This window comes from Sinomicrobium endophyticum (assembly GCF_052983315.1).
Window position 1 is genome coordinate 116,286 of sequence record NZ_JBRKIS010000030.1, and the last position, 12,469, is coordinate 128,754.

Genomic DNA, 12,469 nt, shown 5'->3' on the forward strand with positions numbered 1-12,469 from the left:
TAAGCCAGTAAAACAGGCTGGAGCATTGTCCCCGACAGGAAAAATACCGTAGTCTTCATCAAGCTTTTACCCAACAGTCTCCCGGTAAGAAAATTGGAAGGAAGCATCCTCCATGGACAACCTGTTTTAAAAGATAGAATATGCCATCGAATATCTCTCATAAATGGTGTTTTCTCTTTCTTTTATCCTCTAAAATGTTTAAAATTGTAGTCCCATTGACTATCTCTAAGTAATCAACCAAAATTCAACTTCGTGAAAAAATCTATTTTATATCTGCTCACATTTTTAACAGGTTTATCGGCGTCTAACGCCCAGGAAAACCTGATCATTAATACCCAGGGAAGGAAAACGGTTTCGCTGAACGGAACATGGCATTATATTGTGGACCCTTACGAAACCGGGTTTTACGATTATCGCTTCAGGGAGCGTAAGGAAACCGACGGGGGTGCTTACTGGAACAAGTTTGTGCCGGAAAAGAAAACCGACTGGACGGAACACGGGTACCAGGCCCCCTACAATATAAAAGTCCCCGGCGATTGGAATTCACAGGACCGGCAATTTGTTTATTACGAAGGTACGGTGTGGTATCAGCGCAATTTTGATAAACCGGAAGTCACCGCTGACGAAGATGTATATCTCTATTTTGGTGCCGTAAACTATGAAGCCCATGTGTATTTGAACGGAAAAAAACTGGGGATGCATAAAGGCGGATTTACTCCTTTTAATTTTAAGATTCCGGGGGAATTGTTAAAGGATAAAGACAATTTTTTGGTGGTCCGCGTAAATAACGAACGCCACCCGGAAGAGATCCCCACCGTAAATACCGATTGGTGGAATTACGGGGGCATTACCCGTGATGTAAAACTGGTAGTGGCCCCGCAACAGTTCATTCGGCAGTATCATGTTCAGCTGGACCAGGATCAGGATATCATAAAAGCAAAACGATCAAAAAAATATGGTATTAAAGGTTGGGTCAAACTAAATGAAGCCGTTACCAATGCAGAGGTTAGCATGGAAATTCCAAGGCTGAAAGTAAAGAAACAATATAAGGTGACAGGCGACTCGCTTAAATTTGAATTCGATGCAAAAGGAATCAGTCTCTGGTCTCCCGATAATCCGGAACTGTATGAGGTAATTCTGAAACTCAACGGCAATCCCGTTACCGATAAGATCGGTTTCCGGAAAATTGAAGTCGATGGAGAAAAAATAATGCTGAACGGCAAACAGGTTTTCCTGAGAGGGATCAGCATACATGAAGAGATCCCTCAGGAAGCAAGAAGAGCTAACAGCAGAAAAGATGCTGCACAACTGTTTGAGTGGACAAAGGACCTGAATGCCAATATGGTGCGTCTGGCCCATTATCCGCATAACGAATATATGCCGCGTATGGCCGATTCTTTAGGGGTCCTGGTGTGGACGGAGATTCCCGTATACTGGACCATAGATTTCGAAAATCCCGAAGTGTTGAAAAAGGCACAAAAACAGTTAAAAGAAATGATCTCCCGTGACCGGAACCGGGCATCGGTAATCATCTGGTCGGTTGGGAATGAAACTCCGGTGAGTGAAACCCGCACCCAATTTATGAGCACATTGGTAAAGGATGCTAAACGACTGGACTCCACCCGTTTGGTTTCCGCAGCATTGGAAGTAGGGTATAATGAAGGGAGAAACTATGTGGATGACCCGTTGGGGGAGTACACGGATATCGTCTCTCTGAATGAGTATCTGGGCTGGTATGGTGGTTTGCCCGATGCGTGCAGAACTGCGCAATGGGAAACAAAATACAATAAACCTTTCTTTATCAGTGAAACCGGTGCAGGGGCAAAAGGAGGTTTTCATGATGAAAAAGAAATACGGTTTAGCGAAGAATACCAAAAATGGTATTACGAAGAGCAGATAGCCATGTTCAAAGAGCGCTTCCCCGATAATTTCAGTGGCGTATCCCCGTGGATACTTACCGATTTCCGTTCCCCGAGAAGAAACAACCCGGACTATCAGGAAGGATGGAACCGCAAGGGATTAATAGACAATAAAGGGAATAAAAAACTGGCTTTTTACGTACTTCAGCAATATTATAAAGAATTGAAAGAAAAGACAGAATATTAAAGATGTTAAGTGGATGGATAACCAGTGATATATAATTTTGAACAAGGTGGTCTTTTATAGGATTTGCCACCTTGTTTATTTCACTAATGACCATGTTTTTAGTTATCCCAACTGCCAGTCAAATAAAGGCTATTACTCGTTGCCTATTATTTCTTTCTGTTTCTCATTCGCTATAAGAAAATATATAGCGTGTAGTTTCATTTTCACTCCAATCGATATTACCTTTTACAACATACGTAAGAGCAGTAATATAGCGGGATATTTCCTTGTCAATACCCGCTCCGAAAACAGGGAGATCGGAGGACAACGAGATAAACTCCCGTGCTTGCTCGTCGTGAAATTCCGCGGCCTTTAAAATAGCTTCTTCCAACGATAGGTTATATTTTTCCTGCATTATAAAGACAAGGTTGTGCTTGTCATTCGTATTGTTTTGAACTATTTCTTTACTCAGGGAAAACATATCATTCGCAAAGCTGACAAGGTTCCTGGAAAGTTTAAGCAATTGTTGTACCGCGGGATGTTGCATGATCTCTTCCGGCAAGTTGATATTCGCCACAATTTCAGCCATATCGGTTGCTAAATTTGCTCCGGCAAAAAACGAGCGGTACTTCATGTATTCCTCCAAAGTGGGGCAGTATCCCTTTGCTACGTTTTCTAACTCCCAAATCGCGGCATTAAAGGTATCTGCAAAACTCTGTATAAAGTTATCATGCCATCTTTTTCCACCGAAAGCATACAAGCGCATCGAAGAATCTGCCAAAGCAGAAAATATTTCTTTACCGGGTTCTGTCTGAATTTTTTTTCGACCCTTCATCACACTTACTGAGGTAGATATGAATTTTTCCAGTGCTTGCCTGCTTTGTACACTGGCTACTTTATGACCTGTCTTTTTTTCAAGATCATCATCTACAATAAACAAGAGCGAAGAAAAATCCGCTATGGCAAATAAGAGCTCCTTTTCTGCCGTGGGACACATACGGGCCATCAGATAGGTATGATACTGACTATCATATAGATTATAACTTTCTTTATCCGGGAATAAATTATGCTGTTGAAGCCATTGCATATTGTGTTCGTGGGTCTCTTTTACATGAGTATTTATAAAAGACGGGAATGGCGAATAAAGCCTTGGAATAGATATTTTCATAGGATAGGTAGGTTGGTGAAAATACATTCAAATGTATAAAAATATTCTTACTTATTTATTGTAATAGGCGATGAGTATAACGTGAAAAATAAAAAAACAGATGATCTCATTGTATTTAAACCATTGATAAGTCCGGAATTATCCTGTTTTCCCAGGAGCCAATTTCTTCAGATTTTCCAAAACGGTTTGAAAATCCAATTTTGCGGCTAATTTTCCATAAAAAAATCACCCGGCGTAAACCCAAGCGATAATGTGTCCTGTAAATCTTCCCGTTCTGTTTTTTTATGTACAAATAATGAGGGCATCCATAGAAAAAATCAGGAGAATACCACGATTATTTTTATCCGGACCTATTTCCGGGAATTTAAAGGATAACCTGAAAAATATCCGCGTTTCGTCTATACCGAACTGTGTGGTTTGCTGTTCTGGCATGTCAGCGATCGACTCATAAGTATACCAGTGGTCTGAAGCGTTGGATGGGTGAAATATCAAAAGTACGTTTTCTGGTTATTGTTGTCCATTCCCATGATACTGAGCAACAGGTCATTCCTGAAAGTGAATCTGAGACTGAAAATTAGGGCATGTAAATCTCATATATGATCACAGGATTTACTGTTTAAAAATCCGTCTATTGTGTTAAAGTACCCTCCTTTCTTGTTTAAAACCCCACGGTTTTAGTTTATTTTTCACCATTTTTGTTCAATGCACCGGCATTTTTGTTTATCCCGGGCATTTTTAAACAGAATGGCCCGGGTTTCTGTTTATCCGCGGTCATTTTTGTTTATATCTGCCCGTTTCTGTTTAAAAATGCGACACTTGATATCAATCCGCGGAAAAACGAATTCATTTCCCCCATTTTTAAACAAAAACCCCACTACTTTTGTTTAAATTCCCAGGTTTTTATTTGTTTTACCCCCCGTTTTGTTTATATTTCCATGTTTTTGTTTAAAAGCAGTGTTTTTTACAGTTTTTTGATCCTTTTTTATTAAAAAAGGGGTGTTTTTTATTTAAATCTTCCTGTTTTTATATCGGTTTTTCCATTTTTAAACAATTTTTGACGTTTTTAAACTTCTTTCCTCTTCTGTTTTAGCGGTTAACTTGTTTAAGTACAATGGTTTATATGTATATGAAAGTGCAGTGTACATATTATGAACAGTTTCCGGAACCCATAAAAGAGTATGCCTGTAGTCGGGTGTACGAGTTATTAATGCCCATCCTGTTATGTACTGAAAAAATATGGCAATACCGCCTTTTCGTTGTAAACCATCGGAACTGCAAAGCGCAGGATAAACTATTTTATAAAAATCATCACAGTACAGGATAGTAAACAGGTAAAGGTGCCATATCTTGATCGGGAAAAATAAGAACCTGAACAGAAGATAAGAACAAAAAATAATGACTATCCATGTATAAATTACGATTTTATCATATCGCTTTATGCCTGTTGGCCTGTATCCCTGTCCTGCAAAGTCAGCCCCATGCGGATAGCCTTCAGGGAGAACCGTTGATATTTACTTTCGGACAAAATGCCGGTGCGGAAGGACAGGGAATAGCAACTCCTTTGCTTTTCAAGGAGGACAGTTTCGGTTTTGATTTTAAAACTGCGAAGAAAGTATCCATGCAACAGGGAGGTTTTGTCGCCGAAGAGTCCGTATACTTTTCCGTTAGCCTTCCCGAAGGAAACTACAAAGTGACTGTGGAACTGGGAAGTGATGATTCTCCTTCAGACAATACGGTCAAAGCCGAATCCGGAAGGATCATGCTGGCTGAAGAGATACTGGAAGCAGGACAGGTTAAAACCGAAAGTTTTGTAGTTAATCTCAGAAGTGTTCAGATCAGGGAAGGGGAAGAGGTAGTCCTGAAGGACCGGGAAAAGTCAGAACTGAACTGGGACGAAAAGCTGACCCTGGAATTCTCAAAGGGAACAGCAGTAAGAAAACTGGCCATAACTCCCGTATCGGATATAACAACGCTTTTCCTGGCCGGGGATTCGACGGTAACCGACCAGGACCTGTCACCCTGGGCTTCCTGGGGGCAATTTGTTACACAATACTTAAACGAAGATATTGTAGTGGCCAATTACGCTTCCTCGGGAGCCTCTTTGAGTTCGTTCAAGGCCAGGAAGAGATTTGAAAAAATACTGTCCCTGATCCAAAAAGGGGATTATCTCATCATAGAGTTTGGCCATAACGACGAAAAACAAAAGGGTGAAGGCGAGGGGGCCTGGCAGAATTATACCGACCTGCTTATCGAGTTTGCTACCAAAGCCAGGGAAAAAGGAGCATTGCCCATACTGGCCACACCAACCCAGCGCCGTCATTTTACTTCCGAAGGGAAGTTGAAAGATACCCATGGAGATTATCCCGGCGCCATGCGAAAAGTTGCCGAAGAATATGATGTACCGTTGATAGACCTTACTGCGATGACGACCGTTCTATACGAAACCTGGGGAGATGAAAAGTCCCGGATGGCATTTGTACATTACCCGGCGCGCACTTTCCCGGGACAGGATAAAGAACTTGCGGATAACACGCATTTTAACGACTTCGGAGCTCACGAAATTGCACTTTGCGTGTTGAGCGCAGTTCAATCACAGCATACCGGGCTTGAAAGATATATCAGGACACCTCCGGATTATAGTCCGTCACACCCTAATGATTTCAGCGATTGGACCTTACCCATGAGCCCGCGATTCGAACCCGAAAAACCCGATGGAAACTAAATTATTTGCAGTACGCTTCTAACCTTCGCCAGGCTGTGTCCTTCGATTCGGCCCGGGAAGACCCCTTAATAAACAATACGATGATCATATCACGAAATAAACTATCCATTATTGTACTCTTCTTCGGATTCATGTACAATACAACGGCCCAGAATACCCAAAAGATATACCTTTCGGGGAAAGACTTTAAACACCCGGTTACATGGGATTTCATGTGCATCGGCGGGAACAACAGCAATCAATGGACTTCCATAGATGTCCCGTCCCAATGGGAATTACAAGGATTCGGGACCTATACCTACGGAAGGTGGTATAAGGAACTGAACCAGAAAGAACCGAGTAAGGAAGAAGGTTTTTACAAATACGAATTTGAGGTTCCGAAGACCTATAAAAACCAGCAGGTGAAAATATTTTTCGGCGGGGTGATGACGGATGCCCATGTGAAGATCAACGGAAAATCTGCCGGGGAGGCACACCAGGGAGGTTTTTACCGCTTTAGCTATGACATTTCGGACCTGCTTACCTATGGGCAAAAGAATTTGCTGGAAGTCCATGTAAAGAAACATTCCGATAATGAACATGTGAACAATGCCGAGCGAAAGGCGGATTGGTGGCTTTTCGGGGGGATATACCGGCCGGTCTGGCTGGAGATAAAACCGGAAGAACATATCGGTAATATCTTTATCGATGCCAAAGCCGACGGGCGGATGCGTGTAGATATTTCCGGCAGCAATATCCCTTCCGGGGCATCGGTTACGGCTTCCGTAAAAAAACCGGGAGATAACGGCGATTTTGAACAGGAACAAAGTGCGGATATCGACAAAAACACCAAAACTCTTTCTTTTCATTGGGATAATGTGGATACGTGGAATCCGGAAAGCCCCGACCTGTACGTGCTTCGGCTTCAACTGAAGAAAAAAGGCCGGTTATTGCATGAACCGGAGCAGCGTTTCGGCTTCAGGACCATAGATTTCAGAAAGAAAGACGGCATTTATGTCAATGGCAAAAAGATTATCATGAAAGGAATAAACAGGCATACCATATGGCCGGAATCGGGGAGGAGTACCGATAAGGGACTGAGTATTATGGATGTAAACCTGATCAAGGATATGAACATGAACGCCGTGAGAACACATTACCCGCCCGACGATCATTTTCTGGACGCCTGCGATTCCCTGGGACTGTTCGTGCTGGATGAACTGGCCGGCTGGCAAAATCCGTATGACAAAGAAACCGGGGCCAGACTTATCGAAGAAATGGTTACCAGGGATGTCAACCATCCTTCCGTGATCATCTGGGACCAGGGGAATGAGGGAGGATGGATTAACGAACTGGATAGTGTTTTTTATCAATATGACCCACAAAAGAGAATTGTCATTCACCCCTGGGCAGACTACAACGGCTGGGATACGCATCATTACCCTACCTATCTCACCGGGGTTCACCGCTTCGGTGGCGGTGAAAATGTATTTTTCCCGACGGAATTTATGCATGGCACCTACGATAACGGTCACGGATCGGGATTGGAAGACTTCTGGAACCGCTTTAAAGAAAGTCCCCTGTTTGCAGGAGGATTTATGTGGGCGTTTTCGGATGAAGCCGTGTTGCGTACCGATTGGGAAGGTGAAAGGAAATACGATTCCGAGGGTTCGCTGGCACCCGATGGTATTTTAGGGCCTCACCGGGAAAAGGAAGGAAGTTTTTACACCGTTAAGGATGTTTGGTGCCCGGTGCAGTTCGCCCCGTTGAGGATTACCCCGTCTTTTGACGGTACCTTTTTGATCACCAATGATTATATCTATACCGATCTGAAAGAATGTAAGCTGACCTATAGTGTAAAGAGCATCCCCGAAAAAGCGTTCTACACCATTCAGGAACCCGTATCTGTCGCTAATGGTGAAATAAAACTCCCGAACATCGAACCCGGTGAGACCCGGAAGGTGAAAATGGAGGTGCCATCGTCATTCTTTGCGGGGGACTGGCTGGAGATCACCGCGCACGATCCCCACGGAAGGCTCCTGAATGTGTGGACATGGCCCATCCATTTGCCCGGATACTATTCCGGTAAATTTTTATTGAAGGAGAAAGGTAAAAAAGCCTTGATAACTGAAAAAGACAATATCGTTGAACTGCAAGGGGGAAATATAAGGGTCCGGATGGATAAAAACAGCGGAATCATTCAAAATGTGTACCGTAATGACCGGGAAATACCGTTTAACAAAGGTCCGTACCCGATTGGGATGAAAGCTGAGGTAAAAGAGGTGGAGACCCGGAAAGAAAATGACAATGCGGTGTGTATGGTTTATTACAACGGGGGAATAGACCGGATAAAATGGACCATGCACCCTGACGGAAGGCTTAAAATGGAAATGGTGGCATTAAAGAATGCGGGACGCGGAAGCGGATTTGACGGGGCTTTCTATGAAGGGGAAATAGATAAATTCGGAATTACCTTCAATTTCCCCGAAAAGCAGGTAAACGGAATAAAATGGTTTGGAAAAGGACCATACCGCGTATGGAAGAACAGGATCAGGGGAACAAACTATAACTTATGGCAGAAGGACTATAACAATACCATTACCGGGGAGAGCTTTGAAAACCTGGTATATCCCGAGTTTAAAGGATATCATGCCAATCTCATCGGCGCGAAGCTGGAAGCAGGTGAAGATACGTTCCGGGTATTCAGCGAATCGGAAAATGTGTTTTTAAGGCTTTTTACCCCGGACGAACCCCAATACGCCCTGAAAGGAGCCAAAGCGCATCCCGGTTTTCCCCCCGGGGATATCTCCTTTATGTATGAAATTCCGGCTATGTGGTCGTTCAAGCCCGTTTCGCAACACGGCCCTCACAGCCAGCCTTCGAACATCCGGATCAAAAGCGGGGACGATGGAATACAAATGAATTTGTGGTTTGATTTCAGGAATATAAATGACCGGTATTAAGGTGAGGGCCTCCAGAGAAGAAGAACAGATCCGCAAAAATGTCATTGGGTATCGATTAAAATAATCCGGTACAATTAAGTTTGGCCAGGATATATCCTTCACTATCATCGTAAGAGATACAGGACAATGCGGAATTTTCCTGCCGGATCTTCCGGTAGTTTTTTAGCGGAAGACCAATGAGGTGAGCTATAAGAAAACGGTTTACGGCGTTGTGGGCAACTACCAGGACATTCCCTTCCGGATGATTGGTGTGCAACTCTTCCATAAAAGAGGAGAGCCGCCCGATAAGTTCCGATGCCGTTTCACCTGTTCCCCCTGCGGGATGATTTTCAGGGTCGGTATTCCAGTTGTGCCACAGGTCGGAGGCTTCGGCGATAAATTCATTCCGGGTTTTTCCTTCCCAGCGGCCGAAATCCAGTTCTGTCAGTCTTTTGTCAACAAGTATTTGCTGATCCCGGGCGGCGATGGCAGCCGTTTTGTGCGCCCGTTTGAGGGGAGAACAGTAAATCGCATCAAACCGGATGTTCCGGATGAGATGGTGCAGGTTTTCGGCTTGCGATATGCCCTTTTCATTGAGTTCCACATCTGTTTTTCCACAATATCGGTTGCCGTCGGCATTAAGCGGGGTTTCGCCGTGCCGTGCCAGGTATATGTTAAGCATAGTCTTCTTGTTTTATGTATTTTTTTGTTTCCATTAACCGGAGAAACTTTTCGTACTGTCTCTCATAAGCTTCGTTCAGTCGGGTATCGGGAAGGACTTCTTTTTCCATCCGGATCAGTTCTTTCCCCGCCTCCGTAAGCGTACCGAAAAAAGTTTGCGAAGCAGCCAGAACGGCAGCGCCGAAAGCCCCGGATGTGTATTTCATTTTGTATACGGGCAGGTTCAGTACACTGCTCCTGATCTTAAGCCATAAGGGGCTGTTACTGCCTCCTCCGGCTGTATAGACCGCTTCAATATTTTCCCCGGACAGTTTTTGTGCCAGGGTATAGGCCATTCGCTCCACAAAAGCCACTCCTTCCATATTGGAGGCATAGAGAACCGTTTTGGGAATGTCGTTCGGATGGAACCCTACGGCTTCGGGGGCCATAAATGGAAAGCGCTCTCCTTTTTGTATGAGGGGAAAACTCATTTTCCCGGTAGGAATATTGTTTGCGGCCTCTTTTTCCAGCAGCTTCAGTTCGTTCCCGAAATCACGGCGTACCCAGTCCGCGCCTATATTCCCTGCACCTCCGGGCATCCAGTACCCTTCGGGGTGCTTGTGGCTGTAAAACCTTCCTTGGGGATCGATGATTTGCTTTTTGGTAACCCCTTTAATTACCAACGTTGTACCGATAGTTGTATTCCATGTCCCCGGATAAACGGCTCCCGACGCGATCTGTGAAGCACAGCCGTCAGTGATGCCGACGGTTATCTTCGGACGATTTTTAAAACTGAGACTCTGCGCGGTTTTGGGTGCCATAGTTCCGATAACCGTACCGGAAGGGTGTACTTCGGGCATCCATACCCTGGAAAGCCCGAGTTCGGAGAACAGGTATTCCGGCCATGTTTCATTCCTGGTATCGTATCCCGATTTCAAGGCATTGGTATGGTCCGTTACGCCCCAGACACCGGACAATTTACCCGTGATATAATCCGCGGCATGAACCCACCGGGCTATTTGCCCGGCTTTTTCCGGGTGGTTTTCGGCAAACCACACCATTTTGGATAACCCGCTGGAAGCATTAAACCCGGTATAGCCTTCGATGTTTTCCTGTGCGGCCAGCATGCAGCGTTTTCCCTGTATTGCCGGTCTTTTGTCACTGTACATCAGTGCAGGATGCAAGGGTTTGTTTTCCTTGTCCAGGGGAATAACCGTTCCGGAGGTGGAGGTGACGGAAATGCTTTCTATGTTGTTCTTTATCTCGTCGTTGATGTTCCTTTGTATGAGGTCCCGGCAGCAGGCCCACCAGGATTGCGGGGACTGCTCCTGCCGGGAATGCTCCGTAAGTTTAAAAGTTTCTTCTCCGCTGATGACCTGGTTTCCCGAAATATCGGTTACAGCTATCCGGGTGCCCTGGGTGCCAATATCAATTCCTAAAAAGTATCGCATGCTTCCTGTTGTGCTTATTTGGTAAAGGTTTTTCTCGTTTGTTGCCACGTATCTGAAATGGATACCGGTATCTTGTTTTCCGGAAAATATTCGGTAATAGAATCCTCCGGAGGTTGTATTTTCAGTCCGAATGCCTGGTTGCAACAATAAGCTGCTCCTGTTATCGTAGCGTGTTCAAACCCGGTGTGGATCTTTATTTTTTTCTGTAATACATCAGATAGGATCCTGGCAAGCGTACTGCTTTGAAATCCGCCGCCGCATCCCCAGAGATGATCTTTGTCATGTCCGTTTACCGATTGTAGGTATTTGTAGTTTTCCGCAATACAAAAAGCCATATCCCACAAGGTGGCCAGCATAAAGTCCGATCGCTTCAGGTGGTTGGAGAGGGGAGTGGTAAACCGGAATCCGCCGGAAGTTATCGCGCTTGTTTCGGAAGCAATGAGGGATCCGAGAGAAGCTATACATGACGGATCGTTGTATGGATTCATTTCCTCTTCGATACGCTCATATCCGCAATCGGGATAGAACAGGGACTTTAAACGCTGGTAATTGAGACCTGTGACCCCGGCGTTGGTCTCCAGAACAAAATGGTCCGGGTCGGTATGTCTCCCGGTCCAGGTTTTCATTCGAGGGTCCAGGGTATAGGAAGGAAGCAGTTTTACGACGGGGGTTGTGGTTCCCGCCACAACGATCACATCGTCAGTTTCGGGACGGGTACTGTGAATGGCCAGTTGGGTGTCTGCACCACCGACGATAACTTCGGTTTCCGCGGAAATACCGAGCTCTTTCGCAATTTCGGGTAAAACGGTGCCGAGCAGGGTTCCCGACTCTCTCAGGGGGGGAAGGATATCGGGGTTTACATCAAATTCCCTGCATAATCCGGCAGACCATTGCCTGGATGAGATATCATACAGCAGCGTCTCCGAAGCCTGGGAATGCTCGTATCCCGTCACCCCGCAAAACCGGTATTGTGCCCAGTCGCTAATGCTCATAAAGGTTTCTGTGGCACGATACAGTTCGGGGCGTTTCTTTTTAATACCGTATAGTTTTAACGCTGAAAAAATAGAACCGGGATACCTCCCGCAAAGGCGGTATATCTTTTCGGGATCGGTAATGACGGATTCCCATTCCCTGCCCCTGTGATCGTGGTTGGGAAGGCCGATAAGGCTGTTGCCTTCCTGGTCCGTGAGGACGATCCCTTCCCGCTGGCTCGATGCTGTAATGGCCCTGACCTTAGTGCCGGGAAACCGGGACAACAATTTTTTGGCCAGTGCCATGATCTGTTCCCATAACTGTCCGGGATCAAAATAAAGGGCTTCGGGATGGGTGTTGTCCCGGTGGTAGTGTACTTCGTCCCGCTCAATCCCTTTGAGTTTTCCATTGGAATCGATAAGGGCTACCCGTACATTTCCCGTTCCGATGTCGGTTATTAGATAATTTAATGTTTTGTCGGTGTTCATGG

At 45.1% G+C, this 12,469-nt stretch carries 7 protein-coding genes; 3 read left to right on the top strand and 4 right to left on the bottom strand.

Going from position 1 to position 12,469, the window contains the following annotated elements:
• The first annotated feature begins 252 nt into the window (after positions 1-252).
• The gene (locus ACVBDU_RS12365) at positions 253-2,106 is read left to right on the top strand and encodes a glycoside hydrolase family 2 protein (protein ID WP_447180066.1); all 1,854 of its coding nucleotides are present in this window, start codon (positions 253-255) and stop codon (positions 2,104-2,106) included.
• Positions 2,107-2,269: 163 nt separating this feature from the next.
• On the opposite strand, the gene ACVBDU_RS12370 is transcribed toward ACVBDU_RS12365, so the two are convergent.
• Positions 2,270-3,253, bottom strand: a complete 984-nt coding sequence (locus tag ACVBDU_RS12370; RefSeq protein WP_447180067.1) for a terpene synthase family protein — start codon at positions 3,251-3,253, stop codon at positions 2,270-2,272.
• Between the two features lie 1,405 nt (positions 3,254-4,658).
• Here ACVBDU_RS12370 and ACVBDU_RS12375 point away from each other — a divergent pair.
• Both ACVBDU_RS12375 and ACVBDU_RS12380 read left to right on the top strand, forming a co-directional pair.
• A complete protein-coding gene (locus tag ACVBDU_RS12375; protein WP_447180068.1) occupies positions 4,659-5,975 on the top strand; it encodes a rhamnogalacturonan acetylesterase in 1,317 nt (438 codons plus the stop codon).
• Between the two features lie 80 nt (positions 5,976-6,055).
• A complete protein-coding gene (locus ACVBDU_RS12380) occupies positions 6,056-8,917 on the top strand; it encodes a glycoside hydrolase family 2 TIM barrel-domain containing protein (protein WP_447180069.1) in 2,862 nt (953 codons plus the stop codon).
• 55 nt (positions 8,918-8,972) lie between these two features.
• Here ACVBDU_RS12380 and ACVBDU_RS12385 read toward each other — a convergent pair whose 3' ends face one another.
• Genes ACVBDU_RS12385 through ACVBDU_RS12395 form a run of 3 tightly spaced genes read right to left on the bottom strand, consistent with a single transcriptional unit; the run spans position 8,973 to position 12,467 of the window.
• Positions 8,973-9,578, bottom strand: a complete 606-nt coding sequence (locus ACVBDU_RS12385; RefSeq protein WP_447180070.1) for a histidine phosphatase family protein — start codon at positions 9,576-9,578, stop codon at positions 8,973-8,975.
• Positions 9,571-11,007 carry an FGGY-family carbohydrate kinase gene (locus tag ACVBDU_RS12390; RefSeq protein WP_447180071.1) on the bottom strand — a complete coding sequence of 479 codons (1,437 nt, stop codon included), beginning with the start codon at positions 11,005-11,007 and terminating at the stop codon, positions 9,571-9,573. The genes ACVBDU_RS12385 and ACVBDU_RS12390 overlap by 8 nt, the downstream gene beginning before the upstream one ends.
• Before the next feature lie 14 nt (positions 11,008-11,021).
• Positions 11,022-12,467 (bottom strand): FGGY-family carbohydrate kinase, encoded by a 1,446-nt coding sequence (locus ACVBDU_RS12395; protein WP_447180072.1) that lies wholly within the window; start codon positions 12,465-12,467, stop codon positions 11,022-11,024.
• Between the last annotated feature and the right edge of the window lie 2 nt (positions 12,468-12,469).